Source organism: Nostoc sp. TCL240-02 (assembly GCF_013343235.1).
Classification (GTDB): domain Bacteria; phylum Cyanobacteriota; class Cyanobacteriia; order Cyanobacteriales; family Nostocaceae; genus Nostoc.
Genome location: NZ_CP040094.1, coordinates 1,522,626 through 1,548,018, shown reverse-complemented (window position 1 = coordinate 1,548,018; position 25,393 = coordinate 1,522,626). Strand labels below are relative to the sequence as shown.

Genomic DNA, 25,393 nt, shown 5'->3' with positions numbered 1-25,393 from the left:
CCAGAATCATTACCGAGATTTGCTTTTTCTAAATTCGTTCGGGATTGGAAAAATGTGAAGAATTCTTGATTCTTGACTCTAAACAATGTATCGTATATAACTTTATTTTGAGAGTAAAGTAACTATTTATATGCAGTTCAAAAAACTTTTCATTACATCTTCTCTGTTATTTACTGGTCTTTTTATACCTAATGCTGCCATTGCTCAAAATCGCGGTACTCCGGGTAAATTTGATTTTTATGTACTGACACTCTCGTGGTCGCCGGATTATTGTGCGACAAATGGTAATCATGACCGGCAGCAGTGCGGTTCTGGAAGGAAACTCGGTTTTGTACTACATGGTTTGTGGCCACAGTACCAAACTGGTTATCCTGCTAATTGTTCCACGCAAAAATTACCGTTGGAAGTAAAGCAACGGTTTCCCAATTTGTATCCTAGTAATAAACTTTGCGATCATGAATGGGAAAAACATGGTACTTGTTCGGGGAAAACTCCTGCGGAATACTTGGCATTGAGTAAAAATTTAAAAGATGCGATCGCTATTCCCGCAGCTTATAATCGTCCTGATAAACCCTTGCGTACCACAATTACAAATTTTAAAAATTTATTTGTGAGTGCTAATAATAAAATTACTGCTGATGGTGTAGCACCTTTTTGTTCTGGTTCGGGAAGATTTTTGCAAGAAGTCTTCTTTTGTTATTCCAAAAACGGTGAACCTGGTATTTGTAGCGCCGAGATTTTGAAGCGATCGCGAAAAAGTTGTGGTCAACCAGATTTCTTAGTGAGAAATGTTAGATAACAATGTGGGATGGGGCATTGGACATTGGGTATTGGTTATTAATTCTTCTCCCCTGCTCCCTCATCTCCCCACAACTGTGATTTAAAGTTCCTTAATTTATTATTTACTGTTTCTTATTTATTTCTTAACCTATTTATTCTAATCTTCGATTGTAATCAGAACCTATTCTTATTTCGAGATGGCAGATGCAATCAGAGAATCTATTCAGGAAAAGGTTGTCTTTATAACCATAACTTTTTGTATAGCTGACTGAATTGCAATCACTCTAGGTTTTTTCCCAGTTTTAATAGTTTTTTGCAACACAAATTATTTTTGTCAGGCTGCATTCTTGTCTCTTACTAGGAGTGCTAAATGGAATACTTATTTCTAGCTTTGGCGCTGGGTCTTGCACTCGGCTTCGAGTTTGTCAACGGTTTTCATGATACTGCAAATGCAGTTGCCACAGTAATCTATACTAACACCCTAAAGCCAAATATTGCCGTTGTTTGGTCAGGCTGTTGGAATCTAATTGGTGTACTGACATCAACCGGAGCCGTTGCTTTTGGCATTATTGCCCTGCTTCCTGTTGAGTTGGTACTCAATGTTGGCTCAAGTGCAGGCTTTGCAATGGTCTTTGCACTTTTGATTTCAGCGATCATGTGGAACTTGGGAACCTGGTACTTGGGCTTACCTGCATCCAGTTCACACACATTGATTGGCTCAATTATGGGTGTTGGTTTAGCAAATTCAATGTTATCTTCTGGTCATGTCTTTGGCGAAGGCGTGAATTGGTCAAAGGCGCAGGAAGTTTTCACATCGCTACTGGTTTCGCCAATTGTTGGATTTACCTGCGCCGCACTGCTGTTACTGCTAGCAAAGATACTGATCAAACGACCAGAGTTGTACCGTGCGCCAGATCATGGTAAAGCACCACCACCTTGGATACGTGCTTTGTTAATCTTGACATGTACCGGTGTGAGCTTCGCCCACGGTTCAAATGATGGTCAAAAAGGCATGGGTTTGATCATGCTCATCTTAGTGGGCATTCTACCAGGTATGTTTGCACTGAATATAGATACCAATGCCGGAGCGATCGCTCAGTTGGTTGCTACATCCAACTCTGTAGTTCCAGTGCTGCAACAACAAGTACCTGGAACATTCTTAAATGGCCAAAACATCACAGATGAGCTTTCCAACTTCCTCAAGCCAACTGGCGAAGCCAACGATAAAACATTCGCAGCTCTTGCTGCCGAAAGTCGGATAATTGGAGACAAGCTTGGTGGTAAGACGAGTTTCAAGCAGCTTTCAAAAGATGAACTTGGCTCATTACGAACCGATATGTATCTAGTAGCTGGAACAATTGGGAAGCTGGACAAGCAGAAAAAATTAACCGATTCTAAACAAGAAGAGGTACTTTCTAGCTATAAAAGCCAGTTGGATAAAGTAACCAAGTTCATTCCCAATTGGGTAAAATTTGCCGTCGCCATTGCACTGGGTCTTGGCACAATGATTGGTTGGAAGCGTATCGTGGTGACGGTGGGTGAAAAAATTGGCAAAGACCACCTTACCTATGCTCAAGGAGCTTCCGCCGAGTTAGTAGCGATGACAACTATTGGTGCTGCGGATTACTTTGGTCTGCCAGTCAGCACCACTCACGTCCTGTCATCTGGTGTAGCAGGTACGATGGCGGCGAATCATTCTGGCTTGCAGATGGACACCCTTAGAAATTTATTACTAGCGTGGGTGCTGACACTGCCGGTTTGCGTATTGCTTGGCTCTGCTACATACGCAGGGGGCTTGTACATAGTCTTGAATATTTTAGGTTTGAAGTAGGATAATCGGGGATGGGGCATTGGGCATGGGGTAGAGGGGATAAAACTTACTGTAACTTCTCCTCTGCTCCCCTGTTCCTCTGCTCCCCTGTTCCCCTGCTCCCCTGCTCCCCTGCCTCTTCCCACACTCCCTAAGCTATCGTCACATCTGGCGATAAGTAAACATCCTGAATGGTATGAAATAACTTCACACCTTCCTCAAAGGGACGCTGGAAGGTCTTTCGTCCAGAAATTAATCCTGAACCACCAGCGCGTTTGTTAATTACAGCAGTGCGAACTGCTTCGGCGAAGTCATTTTTACCAGTCGCGCCACCAGAATTAATTAACCCCACACGCCCAGAGTAGCAATTTAGTACTTGGTAACGAGTTAAATCAATTGGGTGATCGGTTGTCAATTCTGTATAAACGCGCTCATCTGTTTTGCCGTAACTCTTACCACTGGCTTTGGCAACTGCACCATAACCATTGTTATTTTCGGGTAACTTTTGTTTGATGATATCAGCTTCAATCGTCACGCCCAAATGATTCGCCTGTCCGGTGAGGTCAGCAGCAAGGTGGTAATCTTTATCTTGTTTAAAAGCGTTGTTCCGCAGATAACACCAGAGAATTGTTGCCATCCCTAATTCATGGGCGCGTTTAAAAGCTTTGCTGATTTCCTGGATTTGTCTGGTAGACTGGTCTGAACCGAAGTAGATTGTCGCACCTACTGCCGCCGCCCCTAAATTCCAAGCTTGTTCCACATCAGCAAACAATACCTGGTCAAATTGATTAGGGAAAGTCAGCAATTCGTTGTGATTGATTTTGGCAATGAAGGGAATTTTGTGGGCATACTTGCGCGAAACTATACCTAATGTCCCCAAGGTGGTAGCAACAGCATTGCAATCTGCGGCGATCGCTAGCTTAACAATATTTTCTGGGTCAAAGTAAATTGGATTGGGCGCAAAAGACGCACCAGCAGAATGTTCAATCCCTTGGTCTACAGGTAAAATCGAGAGATAACCTGTGTTTGCCAGACGACCAGTAGAGTAAAGTAAATGGATATTACGCAATACTTGAGGATTGCGATCGCTGTTGATCCAAATTCGATCTACAAAATCTGGCCCCGGTAAATGTAGTAAATCCTGAGAAACCTTTGCTTTGTAGGTAAGCAGGTCTTCAGCCTCTTTACCTAGCAATGACTCGATAGAACTAGACTCTATGAGCGTTGTAGTCATAGTGTTTTCCTCAAAAATTGAGCAAATGACCTTTGCTTTAAGATAGCATTTTTAATATTGCTAACTTGGTTATGCAGGCATTAACTATATGTAAAATCTTTCTGATATGGCAGTCTTAAATTATTAGTAAAAACTTTTTTGACTCATTAAACGCGAGATTTTATTGTCAGAATTTGCATTTTCTCCCACACAAATAACTTCTTAAGAAAAATGCGGATTAATAGGATTAAGCTAAAGACTAGAATTTGCCTCCAAGTTCGCAGATTAATTGTCTTTAGCAGAGTTGCTGCAACCATAAAGTTTAAACTTGTGACCACCCCTTCTGCTACTATAAGTCTCGCCTGATAAACATTACACCTGAGAATTAGAGAAAGGATGGCAGCGAAGACATAAGCAGCGATCACTAAAGAACCTAAAAATTGGATGATTACTGCCCATACTGAGAAATTAAAAAGATTCATCCTTGATATCGTTCTTTTTATTCTTTGCTTGCTCAATTTCTTTTGCCAAAAAGAAATTCAGAATTGTTCGTAGCGCAATGATGGCAGCTAGTTTACCAATTTCGTCCCAAGTTGGAGCGATCGTACTACGTAAAATGTCAGCAGCCAATGCAAACTCAAGGGAAAGAGCCAGCCACATACCCAGTGATAGCCGAATTTCCTCTTTAGCCTCATTCAACTTTTTACGGCGGCTGAAGAAAAAAACCAGGATCTTGGCTACGGCTTCCAAGACGGCTATACCAATGATAATGCCAGTAAAGATATCAACTGCTGTAGCAAGTACAGTCGTCAAGTTCGTGACGAAAGCTTCCATATAGTTTATTTCATAGGTTCAAGCAGGCAAACGCCCACGTGCAAAGCATTAGCGATACTTGTCAGTGCAAAGTTAACCGCTCCCTACCATCTACTAGCTGCTCAATCATGTTATCTTCGTATCCTATCTACGATTGATAGCAAAATAAAACTTATCTTTTCCTTGTTGTGGTAATAATCGTTAAAAGAACAAATACAATTCTATGAGTAAGTTTCAAATCGATATCGACTTCAGCAATATAGATTTAGCTTCTCTTGAGACAGAAGAAGATTTTCAGAGAGAGGCAAAAACATTACTACCAAAGGTACTTGTCAAACTAGGTGAAAGTGTGGGCGAAAAGACTTGGGAAGAATTACAGCAAAAGCTGCAAGGAACTGGAGGTAAAGTCAAATCTTCTCCAAGCGAGAAACGTAAGTTTATTCAAGAAACAGGAAGAACCTATCAACGAAATGCCAGTAACAGAGAAAAACAAGAACTAGAAGATTATATAGTAGAGCGATTACGCCAACACAAACTGTAAATATCAACCTAACTTGTACGTCTGAGTAACAGCGATGTCTATGATAGGCTATGCCTACGCAGCTTCACTGACATGGCTACCGTCGCTCACGCCAACAGACCGAAGTCTGCTCAAACGGACTTCGGTCTGTAGTACTTTTGTAAATCTTAAATTTACACAAAATATATTTTGCATTATTGTATAAAAATAATCCTTATATTACAGAGGTATCAACAATAATGCTGAACTGGGACAGAACACTCCTAACTACTAGCTCCTTGTGCCTACTTTTGTTCTCTGCAATACTGCCAGTCCAGGCTAAACCAGTCCAACCAAAGAAAGCAGCACCCACAGCTACAACAATTTACCAGCAAGCTAAAAAAGAATTACCTGAAGATTTTTATACCCTCTATCGCGTCATAGATAGAGTAGCACGTGCCAACGAATTAGATAATCGTCCTTGGCGGGTTGTGGCTGTTCCCAAGTATGATGTCAATGCCTATGCAAGTGACGTTAATTTGGTTGCCATTTACGATGGCATACTTGACCAGTTAGCTGGTGATTCTTCAGCATTAGCTTGTGTAGTTGCCCATGAAATGGGACATCACACCAAGCGTCACATTGCTGTTGGTGAAGCTAAAAAAACTGAGTTAATTGCCAAAATTCAAGAAGAAGCAACCAAAGAAGTACTCGGAGAAAAAGAAGCTGCAAACCAAGAGTCAACAGCTGCTAACGTTGGCGGTGCTGTTGTGAATCGTGTAGTTGGAGGAACTTTTGGTGGTTTGCTGGGTTCAGTTCTTGGTAATCAGGGCGCTCAACGACAAGTAGAATCACAGCAACGCATTAATGAGATTGTTGAGAGAAAGAAAAAAGAGTTAGAACAGCGTTTAGCAGAACAAGAACGACAACAAGAGTTTGAAGCTGATGAAATTGGCTATATAGCTTCTGTCAAAGCAGGCTTTGAACCAGAAGGATGTTTAAGAGTAATGCAGGTTTTGGCACAAACTCCTGGTTCTGAATTTGATACAACTCATCCAGCAGTACCCAAACGAATTGAGGCAATCAAAGCTTTAATTATTAAGTATCCACCCCAGACTTTGGCTAAAGAGGGTGAAGCGCGAATATCTAAGACAAAGCCTTTAACTTATAACATTTCTAAAGATAAGACCTCGTTACGGATTAACTCAGTTCGCGGTGGTTCCCAAGCAGATGATATAGAGCGTCGCTTTGGTAAATAAAAACACTAAGTTATGAATGGTATAAATCTTAAGTAGGGTGTTCACCGCTACATAACACGGTGCGTTAGGCGCGAGAGTCATATTTTTCGTAACAGACTATATCGAATGCGCCTAACAACCCTACAAGAATTTTATTTTTACTTTATGAATAGCCTCTAATAACTATTTTGAGTATCAAATTACGTATTAAAGAGCGGCTGGAGTCAGCTAGACTAAAGAAGAAATTGCTTAATAAGTTTTAATAATTCTGTTATGAGTACTGATTCACCTGTTGATTCTCCCGATAAGTCTGAATCTTCATTAGGGAAGCGTTTGAGAAACTTCTTAGTTGTAATGGTAGCGATCGCTCTTAGCGTTGCCCTCGTCTTAGGATTGCGAACTGAAACAACCTCAGCAACCCTAGCCAAGTTAAGCGATTCGTCCACACCATTAGAAGTAGCCGTCAGCAACGGCAAACCATCTCTAGTAGAGTTTTATGCTGATTGGTGTACTGTCTGTCAAAAAATGGCACCAGATATCACTCAACTAGAAACAGAGTATGCTGACAAGATGAATTTTGTCATGCTGAATGTGGATAATACCAAGTGGCTACCTGAAATGCTGAAATATCGGGTGGACGGGATTCCCCATTTCGTATTTTTGAGTCAGCAAGGGGAAACCATAGCTCAAGCGATCGGCGATCAACCCCGCACAATTATGGCTAGTAACTTAAAAGCTTTGGTTACTGGTTCGTCTCTTCCTTATGCTCAAGCTAGCGGGAAAGTTTCCAAATTTTCAGCCCCAGTAGCACCAACAGCTAGTCAAGATGACCCCCGCAGTCATGGCAGCCAGGTAGTAAATTAAAGTAATTCGTAATTCGTAATTACCCCCGGTTCGCCCATTTTTTAGAGAGTTAGGAAAAGTAGATAGTTAGAAGACCACTGGGAGACAAATTGGAAACTGTTTGTTGATAACAGTTTTTCGAGTTATTAATAATATGAAACGTATCGTCTCTATAAGAGTCGATTTACCAGATGAAAGATTTTTGAATCTGATGAATTAGTGTGCAGAAATATTTAATGCACATATTGACTGGGCTATAGACAACAAAACATTTAACAAAAATAAGGCACCTCTCGGCGATTTCCTTACAAAGTCAACACCCTACTCCACATCCCCTTTGTTGGCATAGATCATTCCCAGTTGGTGCAACGTCATCGCTTTGCCTTGGACATCTCCAATACGTTCAAATATTTCTAAAGACTGATTGAAAAGTGCGATCGCTTCATCCACTTCCCCTTTGTTGGCGTAGATACCTGCCAGTTGGTGCAAATTCGCCGCTTTGCGTTGAACATCTCCAATGCGTTCAGTATTTCCAAAGACTGATTGAAAAGTGCGATCGCTTCATCCACATCCCCTTTCTTGGCGTAGATACCTGCTAGATTATGCAACGTCACCGCTTTGCCTTGGACATTACCAATATGTTCATTTATTTCCAAAGACTGATTATAGAGTGCGATCGCTTGATCAATTTCCCCTTTGTTGGCGTAGAGAATTCCCAGTTGGTGCAACGTCGCCGCTTTGCCTTGGACATTACCAATGCGTTCATTTATTTCCAAAGACTGATTGTAGAGTGCGATCGCTTCATCCACTTTCCCTTTATCGGCGTAGAGAATTCCCAGACAGTGCAACGTCGCCGCTTTACCTTGGACATTTTACGAATTACCCATTACCCTATCAAGACTTGCACTCACACTTTCAGCGTGTGGTGACTGCAATCGCTGCAAAATCTCTAAAGCTGGTTGCAAATAGGATATCGCTTTAGTGTATTCACCCTGCTGTTCTGCCAAACCTCCTAAGCACCACAGAGTCATTGCTTTGCCTTGGACATCACCAATGCGTTCATTTATTTCCAAAGACTGATTGTAGAGTGCGATCGCTTCCTCCACTTCCCCTTTGTTGGCGTAGATCGTTCCCAGACAGTGCAACGTCGCCGCTTTGTTTTCGACATCACCAATGCGTTCAGTTATTTCCAAAGACTGATTGTAGAGTGCGATCGCTTCATCCACTTCCCCTTTGTTGGCGTAGATAATTGCCAGTTGGTGCAACGTCACAGCTTTGCCTTGGATATTTCCAATACGTTCTTTTATTTCCAAAGACTGATTGTAGAGTGTGATCGCTTAATCCACTTCCCCTTTGTTAGCGTAAATCATTGCCAGTTCGTGCAACGTCGCTGCTTTGCCTTGGACATCTCCAATGCGTTCAAATATTTCCAAAGACTGATTGAAAAGTGTGATCGCTTCATCCACCTCCCCTTTGTTGGCGTAGATATATCCCAGTTCGTGCAACGTCACCGCTTTGGTTTGGACATCTCCAATGCGTTGAGTTATTTCCAAGGACTGATTGAAAAGTGCAATCGCTTGTTCCACATCCCCTGTGTCGGTGTAGATACCTGCAAGTTTGTGCAACGTGGTGGCTTGACCTTGAACATCGCCAATGCATTGAGTAATTTCCAAAGACTGCTGTAAGAGAGCGAACGCTGTTTCTACTCGCCCTTGCTGGGCATAGATATCTGCTAGACTTCGCAAAGCTATTGCTTTCCAATGAGCATCGCCAATACGTTCAAAAACTTTTAAGCACTGCTGGAATAAAGCAATCCCTTGTTCTATTTCCCCTTTGTTGGTGTAGATACGTCCAAGTTCGTGTAAAGTTGCGGCTTGACCTTGGACATTGCCAATGCGTTCTTCAATTTCCAAAGACTGATGGAACAGAGCGATAGCTTGTTCAACTTCCCCTTGCTGGGCGTAGATATATGCTAGACCGTGCAAAGTTGCGGCTTGAGTTTTGACATCGCCATTGCATTCAGTGATATACAAAGACTGATGGTAGAGAGCGATAGCTTGTTTGACTTTCCCTTGCTGGGCGTAGATATCTGCTAGTTCGTGCAAAGTAACAGCTTGGCCTTGGTCATCGCCAATGCATTCCTTAATTTCCAAAGACTGCTGGAAGAGAGCGATCGCTTGTTCTATTTCCCCTTGCTGGGCATAAATTCGTGCTAAGTTATGGATGATTCCGCCTTTTTGTATTTCGTCCTTTTCGGGACAAAGTTTTAGTGCTTGTTGATAACACTGTTGTGCTTGTTTAACTTCACCCAGTTGTGCTTGATTTCGGGCTAACTGATGTAAAACACGATAATCTTGTGTAACTTCTAATGTGGATTTGCACAGTTTAACAGCTTCTCTAAATCTGCCTTGATTTTTCCAAGTAGCTGTCAAAGCTTCTGCTATTCTCCCCGCAATTCCTTCATCCTTCCCCAACAACGCCAAGCGATGAATTTCTAACTTTTGTGCTTCCGTAGCAGTTTTCGCTTCTTCCGTAGCAGTTTTCGCCTCCCACCAAATATGATACAAAATTTGTGCAGCTTGTTTATACAACTCTTCACCCTTGGGGTTTTCTGGAAACTCTAGCAACGGTGACAAAATCCGGGGAACACGATACAACCTCTCTTGGTTGTTAGTCAGCGTAACTTCCAACAAACCCAAAATTTCAGCGCGTTGAATATGACTTTCCCAACTTGAGATATCCTCACAAATCGGGGAAATAGCAGCTAGAGGAACAGGTAACTCATACACCAACAACTTCCCCAGCATTTTCCGCAAAGCTGGAGTTTGCTGCTTCAGCAATTCCTCTGCCAAAATATCCTCACGAAATTCCTTTTCCTTATCTGCCATCTTTTGCAGAATCATCTCAACTCCCCTCTCCGCTTCCGGCGACTTCGGGGAATTTTGCAAAATCTTATCTAACCATTCCAACAGCCGAGGATTTCCATCTGCTGCTTTTTTGGCACGTTCCGGCAAATCTGGCTGAAATTGCCAACTGCCATTAAACGAATCCAGACGATTATACTTTTTAATTAAATCTGCCCCAGCCAAAGCGCCCAGAGGTTCGCGGTACAGACGATGATTCAGTTCCGACAATGTGAAATCGTAGCGACAGGTAATAATTACCTTGTGGGGAAGTTGGGAATTTTGCATCGCCTTCAGCAACGCCAGCAGTAGATCCACAACTTGTGGTTGCAAGACATAAACCCCATTTCGTAATTCCAAATTTGCCTCAAAGTCATCCAGCACAAAGGCAAAGCGCTGTTCTTTGGTATTCAGTCCTTCAGTGAAAAACTTGGTGAGGCGCTGCATCAAGGGTAACTTGCCATTGAGAATTTCATGCCCCCGTTCCGAGGTACATTGTTCAGCAAGGGTTTTGAGCAATTTATCCTCATCCAGTTGCCGAAAGTTCACCAGCCTGTGATAGCCAACCATCCTTTCTATAAGTCGCGCCGTCACAGTACTCTTACCCACACCCCCTAGTCCGTGAATAAGTACCCCTAATGAAGTGCGAATAGCTTTGAGACAACGTTGCAAAGTCCGCCGTCTGCCAACAAACTCAGAGGTTTTCGCCACCCGCACCTGTTGGGTATCGGGATCTAAAAACTGTTGATAAGCAGGTTCCGGCGCAGAGGGTGGCACATCTCCCAACACATCCACCAACGCACCGGGACATTCTCCCTGGACATATAACCGCAACAAATGCCAGTCACGCACATTCTGTTTAAACAACTGCTGGTAAGTGCTAGCGAGTGCTTCAGCTAATTCATATCCCGCCGCCAATTTCCCGTAGAGGTGCGCGGCGGCGGCTGTGGCTGTCCGATCTTCCACAGGCCGCCCCCAACTTAAAACAGCGATCGCCCCTTGGGCAATTAGCGCCTCAGCCATAGAAGGGACAGCCCCTTTATCTGCGGCTTGTCCAGTCCGACACCCAGATAAAAACACCAATTTGGGAAAGCGAAACCGGAAGACTTCGGCCAGTTCTGCGGCTGTGGTTTCGTGGCGTTCCCCAATTTCCGTCTCAGTGATAAAGTAAGGCGTGTAAGGTGCTTCATCTTTAATTGAGGCGTGTCCTATGAGGTGAAACACATCAAAGTCATTAAGATAGCGACTCCACACCTTACCCAACTCGCTAACGCAACCGCTTTCTTCCACGCGCAAATCTACAGCAAAATCTCGCGTATCAGCCAGAATTCTCGCCTCTTCCTGTTCAAACTCTAACTTTGGTTGCACATCTTCCGGGTCGGTTGCCATAAACAATACTCGCAATTGTCGTGGTTCCACAGAAAATGGTTCTGTTTCTTTCTCAATCCAGCGCAGAGGTAACACCACTGGATTAACCCGCTTGACCAAAAAATCCTCACCATCATGCAGCACTTCCCAAGGTAGATGTGCCAGTTTTTGATCGGTATCAATGGCAATTACCAACCCCTCACCGCGACAGTTAGCAATTCCCCGACTCAACCACCGTCCATCGCCATCCAACCAAAAAAATAACTGCTTCCCGATTCCTGGTAAATTGGGCAGCAGTTTATAGTAATCGCGTTCTCCTTGTTTAAGCAAATCAGTAATTTCTGCTAATTGCAGGCGACGTGATTCATAGTGCTTTTGTTCAGGTAGCCAATACCTAAGTTCAACAGTTTCCTGCGTACTTTCCCGGAGTTGAATGCGGATAGTTTGCACTTTATTTGCTGAGAGATTTGAGGATTTCCGTGATTTCCTCTATAGTAGCTTCTTCGAGTAAAATCCTGTTTCCAGTATCAGGGTCAAGAATTACCACATCAAATTGCTTCTCAGGATGAGATTTATGCCATTCTTGATACCATTTGCGAATTTGTTCAGCTAAAGCTGCAACACCACCCACAATGCCAATAATAGTAGCAACAGCCGCCAAAGTTCCCTCCCTTTGCGTCGGAACTTCATAGGTTCCCGATATTCCAGGAATTTCTAGCAAAGCCTCGGCTGCTGCTGGTGCGCCTTCCCCTTCAATTCCAACTTGAATTTCTGCCATAACTCATCTGCAAATTTATACAACATACTGTATATTCTGCGTTGAAATAAGGATAATACTCACCCAAAGACACAGAGACAGCAAAATTATTTACTTAGTGTTGTACCAATTGTCTAAAATAAGACAACAGACCCAAACCTAGAAACCCAGATTAAATCTGACTTTCTTCATTTTTAACTTTTAATTTTTAATTTTTAATTGATATGTCTCTTGCTCCTTGGCGAGGTGCGATCGCTCATGCACTCCATCGCAACCGCAGCCTTGTTTATGCTCGTTACCTGCAACTAGCAACAGTGCAGCCCAATGGCCGCCCTGCTAATCGTACCCTAGTCTTTCGCGGCTTTTTAGAAGATACAAACCAGCTAAGATTTATCACCGATACTCGTAGCGCCAAAGCCAACCAAATACAGCAACAACCTTGGGCAGAAGTTTGCTGGTACTTCCCCAATACACGAGAACAATTCCGCATGGCTGGCAATTTGACCCTAATCAGCAGTGATGATTCTCACCAGGATTTACAGCCAGCCCGGATTGCAATGTGGCAAGAACTGAGTGATGCGGCGCGTTTACAGTTTGGTTGGCCCTATCCTGGTAAACCCAGAATCAAAGAAGCAGGAGCCTTTGAGCCATCACCACCCGATCCTATTGAGCCAGTCCCTAATTTTTGTCTCCTGCTACTCGATCCGGTGCAAGTAGACCATTTAGAATTACGCGGCGAACCACAAAATAGATGGCTTTACCACCGTAATGATCAGCAAGAGTGGTCTAGCGAAGCGATTAATCCGTGATTTAGCCAAGAGTCAAAAGATTGACCCTTAACCCTTGACTTTTAACTAAATACCAGCACCATCTAGAAATTGCTGGATGGTCTTATCTTTGAGGTTGCACCAGCGAGTATCGTGAGTTGGCTCATCTTCTTTGGTGGCTAAACAACCCACTAAAACAGGAGTTTTTTCTGAAGAATTGGTGCGTTGAAGAGTTTGTATTTGTTCTTCCAACGCCTCAATCCGGTCTACTAAAGCACGAATTACTTGAGCTTCTGAATCTGGTAAGTTATTGTGTTCAAGAGGTGAAACCCGAACTCCAGAACGATACATGATGCGCCCAGGCACTCCTACCACAGTACAGTCTGAAGGTACATCCCTTAGAACAACAGACCCAGCGCCAATACGAACATTATTACCAATTTGGATATTGCCCAATACCTTTGCTCCAGCCCCGACTACGACGTTTTCACCCACAGTTGGATGACGCTTACCACATTCTTTACCAGTACCCCCAAGCGTAACACCTTGATAAATTAGGGCATAGTCTCCTACGATCGCAGTTTCACCAATTACTACACCCATACCGTGGTCAATAAACACACTTTTTCCAATTGTTGCACCAGGGTGGATTTCAATTCCAGTCAAAAATCGAGCCAAGTGAGAAATCAGGCGAGGAATAAAAGGAAGACCAACCGTATAAAGCCAGTGAGCCAGCCTATGGAATAGCAGGGCTTGCAAACCAGGGTAACAAAATAAAACTTCCAACCAGTTACGGGCAGCCGGGTCACGTTCAAATATGATACGAAAGTCAGCACGCAGTATAGATAGCACGAGATAGCACCCTCGGAAAGCACAACAAGCTACTCTCCCATATTATCGTCTCAGGTGTTGCACGTAAGAATTGGGAATTGAAAAGAGGCAGAGGGGTAGGGGGGAGAATTAAAATTACCTTCTGCTCCCTGCTCCCCTGCCTCTACTGCTGCTCTACTGTCAAAGTATAATCACGCTTGACTCCAGGATTGAATGTACCTACCCAAATCCGATAAGTGCCACTTTTCCATTTCTGATCGCTAACGCTAGCATCTTTTCTTTTGCCAGTATCATCACCGCAGCGAATCGTATTTTGATCTGGGCCTTGAATGAGTAAAGTTGTGTCGGTATTGTTGCTATCAACTTTGATTGTTAGCTGGGAAAAGTCATTTTCCAAAACCATAATGTGATCTGGATTAGGATCGGCAAAACCAATACAGGCTTTTTGGTCGCGATCGCGGTTACTTATGGCAGACAATGAGTAAGAACCACCTGTAAACCCCTGCACTGTTCCTTGTGCTGGATTAAAGTTTGCTGATAAGTTTAAAGTAGCAAAATTCGCTGTTTCTGCAATTACAGGGGTGGCTGTGATGGTGGCAAGTATAGCCAACAACCAGCCGCCGCTAAACCGAAGTCGGGGGCGACAGAATTTCATAGTAGCCCTCCAACAGGCTGTTAAATTAGTAATGATATATACATATTCTAATGAAAAAATTCCAGTGGAATTTCAGTTGGTTGTGCCACATTAAAATGTGCCACAATAAAGGGTTTTTAAAGCAAACAGCTAATTGCTAGGTTGTAAACAGTAGCTACAATTCTCCAACTGATGATTTCGATATGATTACCTCTGTTGGACGCAGACTTTTCTCTCCTAAATAAAACCATTGAGGGACGATTTAAATAGCAAATATTACAGGATATAAAAAGGCAGAAGGTAAAATTATTTTACCTTCTGCACCTAAGAATTTTTGAAAGTTTCAGGAATTATTGAGTTGGAAGAAAACGCCACCTTTGAGCGATCGCGTGTCAGTTCCATAACTGCTAACTGTGAGCGATCGCAAGTTATCAAAAAAAGGTTTCCCTAAAACTTCCGCTAGTTTGAGAATCGGTACTTGACGCTCTAACAAATTCTGGCTCTTTGTCCAGTCAAGATATATATAGCCTTGGTTTGGTAGGGGAATTGCAGCAATACTATCTTGGAAATTGGGATTGTCAATTAAGGAATTATCCTTGATTGTGAGAATTTTATCCATTGTTTCTAAGTCAGAGGTGAAAATTTCGTAATTTCCTAAAGTTGTATGCAATCCCCGCACTTTTGTTTCAATACTGAAAGATGCTCCCTCTTTAGCATCACTTTTTTTAGCCGCCGTACTTAACTCTGTCCAAGCGGAGATTTTTTGCTTATCTATAGTCAGGAGATTAATGCTGAGTCCATTGGATGATGCGATCGCATCTAATCGAGCAACACCTGATTCTACACTCTCAGATTTTTCCACCACAAAAATCCAATGAGGGGTTGTTTGCTCTTTCTCAGGTAATAATGCTATGGCGTATTCTCCTTGTACCCAGCTAAAAATATCCTCTGGTAAGTTTATCCCCCAGCCTTTTTGAGCATCTACCAAAGGTTTGGCTAACCGAGAAACCACATCTTCCCCAGAACCATATATACTAGCTGTTGCTTGTCTCCAGAGTTTAGCTAAATCACTCTCACCCAAATTGCTCAAATTTGAGCCGGAAATTGCCAAACCTGCGGATGCTGGAACATACTGCAATGCTCCCACAGGTTTAGATAGTGGTGCAGATGGAGTAAGAATTTCTGATGAAGTCAAAAATGTGGTTTCTGCCAACAATCCTTTGGGATTCAACGCCAGAGAAATAATTTCACTGTTATAAAGTTGTTCTGACAATTCTAAGCCTTGCCATTTTGCCACAACAGGAAGATTCAAGAACGCTACAGCTAAACCCCCTTTGGGCAGTTCTTTAGTAGCTTTTTGGTATTCGGGCGAACTAGTCAAATTCAGATCGGGCGCTTGGACGTTATTGATCGCGTCTTTCAAGACTTTCGGATTGTTGGCAAACAACACAAAGCCTTCACCAACAACTGCACCTGAAAGTAAATCCTTCTCTGGTTGAGAATTGTCAGAAATCAGTTTTACGCCCTTATATTCTTCAACAGCTAAGGTTGCTCCAGATAAAGCCCGTTTGGAAAACAACAATTCAACAAACTCGCGGCTTTTCTCAGGTTGCTTGGTTGCTAGTGCTAAGAGATATCCTGGCTGTTGTCCGTTTTCTGAGTCACGATCAATATCTAAGGTGGCGATCGCTAATGTAATTTCATTCCCTAACCAGGGTTGAACGTCTTGTTTATAATCTATACCACTCTTGGCAAATAAACTGGTTTTGAGTTTAGATAATTCCTCTTCACGATCCAACGCCTGCAAGCGTTCGGGATTCGCTAGCAATGAAACCATTACAGGGGAAAGTTTTGATACGAATATGGCTGCACCAGGCTGGGAGGTAGAAGCAATCAGGTTAGCCGGACTTTTGGCGAAAAACCAGTAAATGCCTGCGATCGCAATTAGCAGTGCGATCGCACCTGCGACGATAAAACCAATAAATGAACGTTGACTATTCACATTAAACCTTTAAAAAAGACGGTTTACAGCCATTTAAGCAGAAAGCCTAGCAGAATTTATCAGCCTTCTTGAGAATGGATACTCATGCAAAGGCAGAGATTTTCTGTCACCATAAAATAAGATTAGGACTGTTTATCGGGAATTCTTTTAGTCAACCCATGAACCAGATTAGTGTACAAGAACTCGCACAACGTCTTTCCTCTGGTGATGGAAGTATACAGCTAGTCGATGTGCGAGAACCAGAAGAATTGGCGATCGCTAGCATTGAGGGCTTTGTCAACCTACCCTTGAGTCAATTTGCCGAATGGGGAGATGAAGTACCTACCCTCTTCAATCCCCAAGCTGAAACCCTTGTGTTATGCCACCACGGTATGCGCTCTGCCCAAATGTGCCAGTGGTTAATTGCTCAAGGTTTTACAAATGTGCAAAATATTTCGGGTGGTATTGATGCTTACTCCATCTTAGTAGACCATTCAATTCCCCAGTATTAGCTTTTGTCTAGGTGCATTACTCAGATGGAACTTAATTCCATCTGGCTTTTACTATTGTGAAAATAGCACTAAATTAGTTTAGGGACTAGCCAGAAATGTTTGTAACTTTCTCCACTGGCTACATAACTTACGGAACTTTTCGACCCTCATCTTAGCTGCAATAGCCGCAAAAATACGTATACAACAATACTTTTATAAGTGTAGAATTATGCAAAAATAAGGTAGAAAAGAACGTTGTAAATTCGAACTCTTAGCTTTTGATGCAAAGCCTAGATTCTGTTGAGAGCGCACTTTTCAAGAATGATGTACACGAACCTTAAAATTAATTATCACAATATAATTGTATAATTTGCTATCTTAATAAATTATTAATATTCCTTGTTTAAATCAAATCCAGAAATTTCTCCAGACTTTGATTAAAATTTGCCTCTAGCAAAACATATCCTATGGAAGTCCAGTTAACAAATCGGCAACAGCATATACTTTGGGCAACGGTACGTCACTACATTGCTACGGCAGAGCCTGTTGGTTCAAAGGCTTTGGGCGAAGAGTACGACCTGGGTGTAAGTTCAGCCACAATTCGCAATGTGATGGGTGTTTTAGAAAAATCTGGATTACTCTACCAACCACACGCTTCTGCTGGACGTGTACCTTCAGATTCAGGCTATCGCATTTATGTTGACCAGCTAATTACACCTTCTCTGCGTTCGCGTAGCATGTCGCAGACAGACGCTACGCGGACAGAAACTTTAGGGCGAGAAATAGAGATGGCATTACAAAAGCATCTCCACTGGGAAGATCGGAGTTTAGAAACCCTACTGCAAGGAGCCGCGCAAATTTTAGCAACCTTGAGTGGTTGCATTAGCTTGATAACTATACCGCAAACTACAACAGCGCTATTGCGACATCTGCAACTAGTGCAAATTGAAGCTGGGCGGATTATGTTAATTGTTGTTACGGATGGTTATGAGACACATTCCAAGTTAATGGATTTGTCGCCAATACCAGAAGAGACACAACGAGATTCAGAAGTAGTCGATCGCGAGTTGCAGATTGTTTCTAACTTTTTGAATACCCACTTGCGGGGGCGAAGTCTGTTGGAATTAGCCAACCTCAACTGGAGCGAACTAGATCAGGAATTCCAACGCTACGGAGAATTCTTGAAAAATTCAGTTGCCGAATTGACTCATCGCACTCTTGCGCCGACTGCCACACAAATTATGGTTCGAGGTGTGTCAGAAGTTTTGCGCCAGCCAGAATTTTCCCAGTTACAGCAGGTACAAACGATTATCCACCTGCTGGAAGAAGAACAAGACCAACTATGGCGATTAATATTTGAGGAACCAGAGCTTGAAGATGTGGGTAAGTCAAAAGTAACGGTTCGCATTGGTGCAGAAAATCCATTAGAACCGATCCGCACCTGTACTTTAATTTCTTCCACCTATCGCCGAGGTTCAATACCTGTAGGAAGTGTGGGAGTTTTGGGCCCAACCCGCCTAGATTATGAAAGTGCGATCGCAGTTGTGGCATCTGCTGCTGATTACCTCTCTGAAGCCTTCAATTATTTCAATCCTTAAGGTAAGGTTTAGGGATCAGCTGCTAAGAGTCTAGATGAGTAAAAAATGCGATCGCAGGTAGATAGCCCAATTTGTAATGGCAAAATTAATAATTAATCCTACTTAAATATTTCATGGTTAGAAAAATTGCTTTTGGCTTACTGTGGTTAGGATTCGTTATTTATGATTTTTTCCTCGCACCTCCTGAGCAACCCGGTACATTCGATTTAATTAAAAACCTTTCGACTGGACAGTGGCAAGGCGTTAACCCATTAGTAATAGCACTATTCAACCTCATGGGTATCTGGCCTCTTATCTATAGCGCAGTAGTGTTTATTGATGGCAGAGGACAAAAAATACCTGCTTGGCCATTTGCTACTGTCTCTTTCGGAGTCGGGATATTTGCATTGTTACCCTACTTAATCCTTAGAAAACCAAATAATCAGTTTGTTGGTAAAAAGAATATCTTACTCAAGCTGCTAGATTCTCGTGTGACTGGGATTGTGTTGACTGTAGCCACAGTTATTCTAGTTGCCTACGGTTTAAGAGGAGATTGGGGCAGTTTTGTGCAAGAGTGGCAAACCAACCGCTTTATCAATGTAATGAGTTTAGATTTTTCCCTGCTTTGTCTCTATATTTCCTGCATTACTAGGGGATGATATGGCGCGTCGCAGTTGGAATCCGCAGCTTTTCTGGTTCATAGCGTTGATACCGCTATTCGGCCCTTTGATTTATTTATCTGTGCGTCCACCTTTACCAGAAGTGGGCGTAGAGGCAATACCCAGTCAGCAGCCAGCTGCAAATTAAAGCATTTTTGTAAATTCTCAGGACTTACGCAAGCAAAATTTGTCATTGCGACCGAAACGTAGTGTAGGGAAGCAATGCCAGAGTTTTAGGTGATTACGTCGCTATCGCTTGTAATGACGCAATTACGTAAATTTTGTGTTAGTCCTAATTCTAAGAAAAAGTTTTTTCTGAAAGTACTTTACAAAACGCAATAAATTCTTTAAGATGTGTAACAGGTAGTCAAACCTACCTAATTCATCCGCAAATAATCGCATTTATAAAACAATGACAACAACCTTACAGCAGCGCTCAAGCGCCAACGTATGGGATCGATTCTGTGAATGGATCACCAGCACCAACAACCGGATTTACATTGGTTGGTTCGGCGTAGTCATGATACCCACCTTGCTAGCCGCAACAGCTTGCTTCGTAGTCGCCTTCATCGCTGCACCACCAGTAGACATCGATGGAATCCGCGAACCAGTAGCAGGTTCTTTGATTTACGGAAACAATATCATCTCCGGTGCAGTAGTACCTTCCTCCAACGCCATCGGTTTGCACTTCTACCCAATTTGGGAAGCAGCATCCTTAGATGAGTGGTTGTACAACGGTGGTCCTTACCAATTGGTAGTATTCCACTTCCTGATTGGCGTATTCTGCTACTTAGGTCGTGAATGGGAACTATCCTACCGCTTAGGTATGCGTCCTTGGATTGCAATTGCATATTCTGCACCTGTTGCAGCAGCAACCGCAGTATTCTTGGTATACCCAATCGGACAAGGTTCCTTCTCAGACGGTATGCCTTTAGGAATCTCAGGAACATTCAACTTCATGATCGTGTTCCAAGCAGAACACAACATCTTGATGCACCCCTTCCACCAACTAGGTGTAGCTGGTGTATTCGGCGGAAGCTTGTTCAGTGCAATGCACGGTTCACTAGTAACCTCATCTTTGGTTCGTGAAACAACTGAGACTGAATCACAAAACTACGGTTACAAATTCGGTCAAGAAGAAGAAACCTACAACATCGTTGCAGCCCACGGCTACTTCGGTCGTCTAATCTTCCAATACGCTTCCTTCAACAACAGCCGTTCACTGCACTTCTTCCTCGCAGCGTGGCCTGTAATCGGCATCTGGTTCACCGCCTTGGGTGTAAGCACAATGGCGTTCAACTTGAACGGTTTCAACTTCAACCAATCAATCATTGACTCTGAAGGTCGTGTGATTGCGACTTGGGCGGATGTAATCAACCGTGCTAACCTGGGTATGGAAGTAATGCACGAGCGTAACGCTCACAACTTCCCTCTAGATTTGGCATCTGCTGAATCTGCTCCTGTTGCTCTAACTGCTCCTGCTATTAACGGTTAATTCTGAAGCATTAACTCAATTAGCTAAATCATAAAGCGCTCTCCCACTTCGGGAGGGCGCTTTTTAGTTGTAATTATGGCAGCGCATTCTTACTTGATCGTCTGGTAGTGTAAAAACAACTCACTTCCAACTTGACGAGTTTCGACGAGTTCCAGATGAGGAGCAGCAGTGGAAATAAAACCTTCTCCTTCCACCGGGGTGGGAGCGTCCTTTCCTCCATAAATGACGGGCCAGATTGTCAACCACCAATCGTCAATTCGCCCAGCCTTTACTAGAGATGCTGTTAAATAGCCTCCTCCCAAAGCAACGACCTTGTGAATACCGCGCTCTGCCATCAAGCTGTAGGCTCGATTCCAGTCCAGGTCTGTATCTCCCAAATCAATTAATTCAGCCAGTTTTTGCAAACTTGTTGTATCAGAACTGCGCTCCAAACCAGCCCGTGTCGTAAATATCCATCGCTCAATGTCTTCGCTCAAAAAAGGGGAGTCCAGCGATAGGTCAAGGGAACCTGAGACAACACAAACAATAGGCTGGCGAGACTGACCCCGAGTCTCGCGCGCTGCTAATAATTCGGGATTGCGAATTGAAAAAATTACGTCTCCAGCCCGAATCGTTCCTGCTCCTACCAGGATTAGATCAGCAAGTGAGACTTCATACTCTACGTGTGCTTGATCGGCTGCATCAGGATTACCGCCTGCTTGAGGATCTACGGAGCTAATCTTTCCATCGACCGTCATGGCAATAACTACAGTTGTTTGGATAGCTGACATGATTACGTTCTGACAGTTCTTTATAATTTTATCTTTTTGAATTCTTTGCCATGAATCCCCAGTGGAGTATAAAGGGGAAAATTAGTCACAGAGGCAATATGAAATTCTTAGAATGGCTGTCATCATTCCGTCCCCTATTCTCATCACTCATAAGCTAATCGGCATTTAAGCTGCATAAATAACATAAATGTAGAGCCGATGAACCTAAATATGCCACCACCAGCCAAAAACTTTTTAACTTCGGAACAAGTTACTCAGTTACAGCAAGCCCTAAAAGAGAGCGAATTACCGCGTGTCAGAGAAAGGATTATAATTATTCTGCTCCAAAACGATGGCACTCTTGTCGGAAAAGGGGAAGGGTAAAATACAAAACCTTTCCCCCAAACCTAACAAGGATTGGGTACTAAGTTGAAGCTGTATTGAATTTTAAAATACCTTGCGTTCAGCCAAATGGGATAGAACATCCTGGTGTGAGAACCAAACTTGCCGCAACTGCTTGCGGGCGAACAATTTTAACTGATCGCCAGCAGAGGCTAAACCTGGTTGAGTTGCATTACCATAACTGGTAAGCGCCATCGCTTTTACAGGTTGAGAAAATTCAATCGCAGCAACATAAGAATCACCAGAAACAGATTTGAAGCGTCCGTCTGATAGTGGAACAAAATTGAGAACCCGGAAAATACCAAGTCCGCCATCGCCACCATTTGCAGGCAAATCGACATCACCAGACTGTAACCGGAAAACATCTCCCCACGCTACATCTAGGTTTCCATAGGTTTTTTCCACCTTAGCTGCAACAGTTGAGAGTGTTGTGACTGCACTTTGAGGATTAGCCAAGCCATCAGGTGTAGTCAGTGGAGAGTCTTCACTCCAGGGTTTGCTAAATACACTATCGAAGTCTATCGCATCTACCCAAGCAGCGAATAGTACTGCACCTCGGCTATCTGCATTGGTTTGTCGATCCCAAGCTGACAGTACATCAGCAGATCGACGAGCTAATTCGCTTCCGTACTTCCGGGCTGCTGGAATCAAGTCATCCAAAAGGCGATCTGCTAGTTCCATACGTGTTGAATGTTTATAGGAAACCATCTCATCAAAAGAGATTTTGTCATCCTCTGCTAACATCTCCACAGTACGTTGCGATCTAAACTCCATTGGCCCGCGTGGTGCCATATAAGGCGGATAATTATCTGGATTGAGAACCTGGGGAAAGGTTGTTGTCCAAGGTGGGTCATTTGTATTTTGTAACCAGCCGCTTTTTGGATCAATTACGCGCGGTAGATCCTGATATGGATGAGTTTTTGACCATAAGGTTTTAGATGTGTCGCCAGGTATTAAACCTTGCCAGTATTCAAAATTGCCTTGTTGACGAATTGGTACTTGACCGTTAAAGAGGTGCATAATATGCCCTTCTCTGTCTGCATACATCACTGTAAACATCGGTAGTTGTAATCGTTGCAGGACAGCTTGAAACTGGGTGAGGTTTTGGGAACGTGCCATATCCCACCACTGCTGTAGTACACCTGGTTGGTCAAGACCCACAACACGCAGTGCCACAGCTTTACCATCTTTTCGTGATATGACTGGCCCGTGGATAGAACTTTTCACTACAAGTTTTTGTGAGTGCAGAGTACCGTCTTTTTGCTTGACTTTCAAAGATAGGGTTTTTGTCTTAAAGGCTCGGACTTGACCATCGAAGCGATAACCACGATCGGCTAGTTTTAGTTCGTAGTTATCCCAGCCATCATAGGTGTTTACTGTATGAGTCCAACCCAAATTATCATTAAAGGCGATCGCTAAAACGGGAATTCCTACCAGTGTTGCCCCGTAAGCATTAATTCCTGGTGCAGTAATATGTGCTTCATACCACAGAAATAAATCTGACCAAGGCAGATGTGGGTTAGCCAGAAGCATAGCATGACCATTTTCAGAATGTGATGGTGCGATCGCCCAACCATTAGATCCTGGTTTTGACTGCTGTTTACTGACACCTGCAACTTCTTCTGGATTGGCAATAAAAGTGAAATTCAGTACCCGCATTTGGTGAGCCAGCACATCCTCGCCTTTGACTGGCAAGACAATCTCAACTTCATCAGCAATCAAATCCTTGTGTTTCTCAGCATAAGCGTTAATTCCACTGGCAAAAGCATCAAGATAACGGCGAAATTTAGGACTTTGGGCCAAATACCAAGAATGCGATCGTTCTGGTACTCCCATAGTTTGTACCCAATGATCTGATTCTAGATACTTTTCTCCCCAATATTCGGCGGCCCTTCCCCGTGCTTGACCGTAGAGATGCAAAAGCAGGTTGCCATGACTCTGCATCTGCGCCCAACCGAAAGCTTGAAAGGCACTTTGGTTATCCTTGCCATAAATATGCGGTACACCATAAGTATCCCAAAGTATTTCAGTTGTTTTTGGTGAAGAGCTAAGGCTTTGGTTTCCTACTACTAAAACAAAGATGAGCGCGAGTAAAAAAGGTAAAACTCTCAAGATATAGTGTTTATTGCCATTCGACTTTAAACCTATAAAACCAAGCAACTTTATTTCGCTAATAAACATTAGAGTTAATGAATGGGGACTGTTGAATAATCCCTAATAATTGAGACTGTCGATTTGTCTAGATAGGATCAAAAAGAGGTAATAGCTTCTAGCTACTCCAAATAATGCCTAAGTCTAATGAGCAGATTATTCCATTTTCTTCTTGAGGCTTAGAGGTCTCATATCTGTCCATACTTCCTTAATATATTCCAGGCATTCTTGCTTGAGACCAATTTTGCCCACATCTTTCCAGCCAAGAGGGTTTTCTCGGTTGGCAAACCAGATTGAATATTGTTCTTCGTGATTTACTACAACTTTGTAAATTGTGATGTCTTCTGTTTCGTTTTGATACATCTTTATTACCTAATAATTGATTATTTAGATTCTCTTGCAATTTGAAAATGTATCTTAATAAATAATTTGTATCTAAATAAAATACCTTTTAATTCATTTTTTCTCAACTATAACTTGATGAGCTTGATGAACTATATTGACTTTTTTATAAAATACTTTCAAAAAAGCATCTATGCCAATTTTTGTGTCTTGTTCGGTATTTCCACTATCATGGAATTGAAAATCATAGTCATCAAAAATAATGATGCCTCCAACCTTGACAAGTCCCCAACCCAAAATAGCATCGGTAAGGACATCAGTCGCTAAATGTGAACCATCAATATAAAGGATATCGTAATTATTCAAAGGGAGCGATCGCATTACATCTTGGGAGTTACCAATAATTTTTGTTACCTTGTCTAAAGCGTTGGTTTGAGAAATATTGAAATCGAATCTTTCCTCAACAGATTGAATATAACTGTCGTCATACTCAAATTTGTGTTCAACGCTTCCCTCAAAGGTATCTATGCAGGTGATCCTTGATGATTCATGAGTAAGAATGTTATCTAAAAGCCAACAAGCAGACATACCTTCCCAACTACCGATTTCTAGAACATTAATTTCAGGCTGATTAGCTAAGTGTATTAGATACTGTTCCCAGGTTGGAAGATTTTCAATAAACCAATCAGTTGTAAACTTATATCCTTTGACTTTTTTCCATGCTTCACCTCGTGCGATGGCAGCATAACCGTGCATTTTTTGAGCAACCTCCAAGTCAGAAACAGCTTCGCGTTTTATAGCTTCTGCCGTTAGTAACTCAACAATTTCTAGTGTCCAAGAATTAATTTTATCTATATCATCTGCTTGCTCTATCAGCGATAACCAAGTAGCCCTAGCCTCTGATTCTTCTCCTTGAAGTAGTAGCGCCAAGCATATATGCCAATAATTAGACATCAGATTAGGATCAGTTTCAATGCCTCGCTTATAAAAAGTGATTGCTTCACTATAATTATGTTGATCTACATATTTAGCTCTATCGGAAGAGTCGATTCCTTCTAAGTAATAACTCATTTTTTTATCCCGTATTAAC

20 protein-coding genes and 3 pseudogenes are annotated in these 25,393 nt (G+C 42.6%); 11 read left to right on the top strand and 12 right to left on the bottom strand.

The window, feature by feature from the left end; all coding sequences use genetic code 11:
- Positions 1–130 precede the first annotated feature (130 nt).
- Positions 131–799, top strand: a complete 669-nt coding sequence (locus tag FBB35_RS06725) for a ribonuclease (protein ID WP_174709017.1) — start codon at positions 131–133, stop codon at positions 797–799.
- Positions 800–1,150: 351 nt separating this feature from the next.
- Positions 1,151–2,611, top strand: a complete 1,461-nt coding sequence (locus FBB35_RS06720; protein WP_174709016.1) for an inorganic phosphate transporter — start codon at positions 1,151–1,153, stop codon at positions 2,609–2,611.
- A gap of 130 nt (positions 2,612–2,741) precedes the next feature.
- Here FBB35_RS06720 and FBB35_RS06715 read toward each other — a convergent pair whose 3' ends face one another.
- The 3 genes from FBB35_RS06715 to FBB35_RS06705 all read right to left on the bottom strand — a co-directional run bounded on the left by FBB35_RS06715 (position 2,742) and on the right by FBB35_RS06705 (position 4,637).
- The gene (locus tag FBB35_RS06715; RefSeq protein ID WP_174709015.1) at positions 2,742–3,824 is read right to left on the bottom strand and encodes a class I fructose-bisphosphate aldolase; all 1,083 of its coding nucleotides are present in this window, start codon (positions 3,822–3,824) and stop codon (positions 2,742–2,744) included.
- A gap of 146 nt (positions 3,825–3,970) precedes the next feature.
- The gene (locus tag FBB35_RS35670) at positions 3,971–4,285 is read right to left on the bottom strand and encodes a DUF1622 domain-containing protein (RefSeq protein ID WP_174709014.1); all 315 of its coding nucleotides are present in this window, start codon (positions 4,283–4,285) and stop codon (positions 3,971–3,973) included.
- The gene (locus tag FBB35_RS06705; RefSeq protein WP_174709013.1) at positions 4,272–4,637 is read right to left on the bottom strand and encodes a DUF1622 domain-containing protein; all 366 of its coding nucleotides are present in this window, start codon (positions 4,635–4,637) and stop codon (positions 4,272–4,274) included. The genes FBB35_RS35670 and FBB35_RS06705 overlap by 14 nt, the downstream gene beginning before the upstream one ends.
- A 202-nt stretch (positions 4,638–4,839) precedes the next feature.
- On the opposite strand from FBB35_RS06705, the gene FBB35_RS06700 reads away from it, so the two are divergent.
- The 3 genes from FBB35_RS06700 to FBB35_RS06690 all read left to right on the top strand — a co-directional run bounded on the left by FBB35_RS06700 (position 4,840) and on the right by FBB35_RS06690 (position 7,217).
- Positions 4,840–5,157 (top strand): hypothetical protein, encoded by a 318-nt coding sequence (locus FBB35_RS06700; RefSeq protein ID WP_174709012.1) that lies wholly within the window; start codon positions 4,840–4,842, stop codon positions 5,155–5,157.
- A 218-nt stretch (positions 5,158–5,375) separates the two neighbouring features.
- On the top strand, positions 5,376–6,374 hold the full coding sequence (locus tag FBB35_RS06695) for a M48 family metallopeptidase (protein ID WP_174709011.1): 999 nt from the start codon (positions 5,376–5,378) through the stop codon (positions 6,372–6,374).
- 252 nt (positions 6,375–6,626) lie between these two features.
- On the top strand, positions 6,627–7,217 hold the full coding sequence (locus FBB35_RS06690) for a thioredoxin family protein (protein WP_174709010.1): 591 nt from the start codon (positions 6,627–6,629) through the stop codon (positions 7,215–7,217).
- Between the two features lie 300 nt (positions 7,218–7,517).
- Here the strand turns inward: FBB35_RS06690 and FBB35_RS06675 are convergent.
- A pseudogene (locus FBB35_RS06675) lies at positions 7,518–11,917 on the bottom strand (tetratricopeptide repeat protein).
- 1 nt (position 11,918) lies between these two features.
- Positions 11,919–12,245, bottom strand: coding sequence for a hypothetical protein (locus FBB35_RS06670; protein ID WP_174709007.1), 327 nt, complete (start codon positions 12,243–12,245; stop codon positions 11,919–11,921).
- A gap of 203 nt (positions 12,246–12,448) precedes the next feature.
- On the opposite strand from FBB35_RS06670, the gene FBB35_RS06665 reads away from it, so the two are divergent.
- The gene (locus FBB35_RS06665) at positions 12,449–13,033 is read left to right on the top strand and encodes an Npun_F5749 family FMN-dependent PPOX-type flavoprotein (protein WP_174709006.1); all 585 of its coding nucleotides are present in this window, start codon (positions 12,449–12,451) and stop codon (positions 13,031–13,033) included.
- A 45-nt stretch (positions 13,034–13,078) separates the two neighbouring features.
- Here the strand turns inward: FBB35_RS06665 and cysE are convergent, their stop codons facing one another.
- The 3 genes from cysE to FBB35_RS06650 form a co-directional block, all read right to left on the bottom strand.
- Complete coding sequence (cysE, locus tag FBB35_RS06660) at positions 13,079–13,843, bottom strand: serine O-acetyltransferase (protein WP_174709005.1); 765 nt, start codon at positions 13,841–13,843, stop codon at positions 13,079–13,081.
- A gap of 142 nt (positions 13,844–13,985) precedes the next feature.
- Positions 13,986–14,477, bottom strand: a complete 492-nt coding sequence (locus FBB35_RS06655; RefSeq protein WP_174709004.1) for a hypothetical protein — start codon at positions 14,475–14,477, stop codon at positions 13,986–13,988.
- Between the two features lie 322 nt (positions 14,478–14,799).
- Positions 14,800–16,458 (bottom strand): DUF3352 domain-containing protein, encoded by a 1,659-nt coding sequence (locus tag FBB35_RS06650; protein ID WP_174709003.1) that lies wholly within the window; start codon positions 16,456–16,458, stop codon positions 14,800–14,802.
- Positions 16,459–16,616: 158 nt separating this feature from the next.
- Between FBB35_RS06650 and FBB35_RS06645 the strand changes: the two genes are divergently transcribed.
- From FBB35_RS06645 to psbA, 4 genes and pseudogenes are all read left to right on the top strand, one after another.
- A complete protein-coding gene (locus tag FBB35_RS06645) occupies positions 16,617–16,949 on the top strand; it encodes a rhodanese-like domain-containing protein (protein ID WP_174709002.1) in 333 nt (110 codons plus the stop codon).
- Between the two features lie 446 nt (positions 16,950–17,395).
- On the top strand, positions 17,396–18,526 hold the full coding sequence (hrcA, locus tag FBB35_RS06640) for a heat-inducible transcriptional repressor HrcA (protein ID WP_174709001.1): 1,131 nt from the start codon (positions 17,396–17,398) through the stop codon (positions 18,524–18,526).
- 113 nt (positions 18,527–18,639) lie between these two features.
- Positions 18,640–19,312 (top strand): annotated as a pseudogene (locus FBB35_RS06635) (DUF2834 domain-containing protein).
- 264 nt (positions 19,313–19,576) lie between these two features.
- Positions 19,577–20,659, top strand: coding sequence for a photosystem II q(b) protein (gene psbA / locus FBB35_RS06630; protein WP_174709000.1), 1,083 nt, complete (start codon positions 19,577–19,579; stop codon positions 20,657–20,659).
- A gap of 89 nt (positions 20,660–20,748) precedes the next feature.
- Here the strand turns inward: psbA and FBB35_RS06625 are convergent, their stop codons facing one another.
- Positions 20,749–21,429: a RibD family protein gene (locus FBB35_RS06625; protein ID WP_174708999.1), complete on the bottom strand. Its 681-nt coding sequence runs from the start codon at positions 21,427–21,429 to the stop codon at positions 20,749–20,751.
- A gap of 210 nt (positions 21,430–21,639) precedes the next feature.
- Here FBB35_RS06625 and FBB35_RS06620 point away from each other — a divergent pair.
- Positions 21,640–21,765, top strand: a pseudogene (locus FBB35_RS06620) (IS630 family transposase); the annotation flags it as partial.
- A 90-nt stretch (positions 21,766–21,855) separates the two neighbouring features.
- On the opposite strand, the gene FBB35_RS06615 reads toward FBB35_RS06620, so the two are convergent.
- The 3 genes from FBB35_RS06615 to FBB35_RS06605 all read right to left on the bottom strand — a co-directional run bounded on the left by FBB35_RS06615 (position 21,856) and on the right by FBB35_RS06605 (position 25,374).
- On the bottom strand, positions 21,856–23,991 hold the full coding sequence (locus FBB35_RS06615; protein WP_174708998.1) for an acylase: 2,136 nt from the start codon (positions 23,989–23,991) through the stop codon (positions 21,856–21,858).
- A gap of 126 nt (positions 23,992–24,117) precedes the next feature.
- Complete coding sequence (locus FBB35_RS06610) at positions 24,118–24,324, bottom strand: MbtH family NRPS accessory protein (protein WP_174708997.1); 207 nt, start codon at positions 24,322–24,324, stop codon at positions 24,118–24,120.
- A gap of 93 nt (positions 24,325–24,417) precedes the next feature.
- The gene (locus FBB35_RS06605; RefSeq protein WP_254625840.1) at positions 24,418–25,374 is read right to left on the bottom strand and encodes a class I SAM-dependent methyltransferase; all 957 of its coding nucleotides are present in this window, start codon (positions 25,372–25,374) and stop codon (positions 24,418–24,420) included.
- Between the last annotated feature and the right edge of the window lie 19 nt (positions 25,375–25,393).

Bases quoted from the DNA above. Each gene is read 5' to 3' on its own strand.
- FBB35_RS35670 (WP_174709014.1), bottom strand. From the start codon at position 4,285: ATGAATCTTTTTAATTTCTCAGTATGGGCAGTAATCATCCAATTTTTA.
- FBB35_RS06670 (WP_174709007.1), bottom strand. From the start codon at position 12,245: ATGGCAGAAATTCAAGTTGGAATTGAAGGGGAAGGCGCACCAGCAGCA.
- hrcA (WP_174709001.1), top strand. From the start codon at position 17,396: ATGGAAGTCCAGTTAACAAATCGGCAACAGCATATACTTTGGGCAACG.
- FBB35_RS06720 (WP_174709016.1), top strand. From the start codon at position 1,151: ATGGAATACTTATTTCTAGCTTTGGCGCTGGGTCTTGCACTCGGCTTC.
- psbA (WP_174709000.1), top strand. From the start codon at position 19,577: ATGACAACAACCTTACAGCAGCGCTCAAGCGCCAACGTATGGGATCGA.
- FBB35_RS06610 (WP_174708997.1), bottom strand. From the start codon at position 24,324: ATGTATCAAAACGAAACAGAAGACATCACAATTTACAAAGTTGTAGTA.
- FBB35_RS06690 (WP_174709010.1), top strand. From the start codon at position 6,627: ATGAGTACTGATTCACCTGTTGATTCTCCCGATAAGTCTGAATCTTCA.
- FBB35_RS06725 (WP_174709017.1), top strand. From the start codon at position 131: ATGCAGTTCAAAAAACTTTTCATTACATCTTCTCTGTTATTTACTGGT.
- FBB35_RS06655 (WP_174709004.1), bottom strand. From the start codon at position 14,477: ATGAAATTCTGTCGCCCCCGACTTCGGTTTAGCGGCGGCTGGTTGTTG.
- FBB35_RS06615 (WP_174708998.1), bottom strand. From the start codon at position 23,991: ATGTTTATTAGCGAAATAAAGTTGCTTGGTTTTATAGGTTTAAAGTCG.
- FBB35_RS06695 (WP_174709011.1), top strand. From the start codon at position 5,376: ATGCTGAACTGGGACAGAACACTCCTAACTACTAGCTCCTTGTGCCTA.
- FBB35_RS06625 (WP_174708999.1), bottom strand. From the start codon at position 21,429: ATGTCAGCTATCCAAACAACTGTAGTTATTGCCATGACGGTCGATGGA.
- FBB35_RS06705 (WP_174709013.1), bottom strand. From the start codon at position 4,637: ATGGAAGCTTTCGTCACGAACTTGACGACTGTACTTGCTACAGCAGTT.
- FBB35_RS06605 (WP_254625840.1), bottom strand. From the start codon at position 25,374: ATGAGTTATTACTTAGAAGGAATCGACTCTTCCGATAGAGCTAAATAT.
- FBB35_RS06700 (WP_174709012.1), top strand. From the start codon at position 4,840: ATGAGTAAGTTTCAAATCGATATCGACTTCAGCAATATAGATTTAGCT.
- FBB35_RS06645 (WP_174709002.1), top strand. From the start codon at position 16,617: ATGAACCAGATTAGTGTACAAGAACTCGCACAACGTCTTTCCTCTGGT.
- FBB35_RS06715 (WP_174709015.1), bottom strand. From the start codon at position 3,824: ATGACTACAACGCTCATAGAGTCTAGTTCTATCGAGTCATTGCTAGGT.
- FBB35_RS06665 (WP_174709006.1), top strand. From the start codon at position 12,449: ATGTCTCTTGCTCCTTGGCGAGGTGCGATCGCTCATGCACTCCATCGC.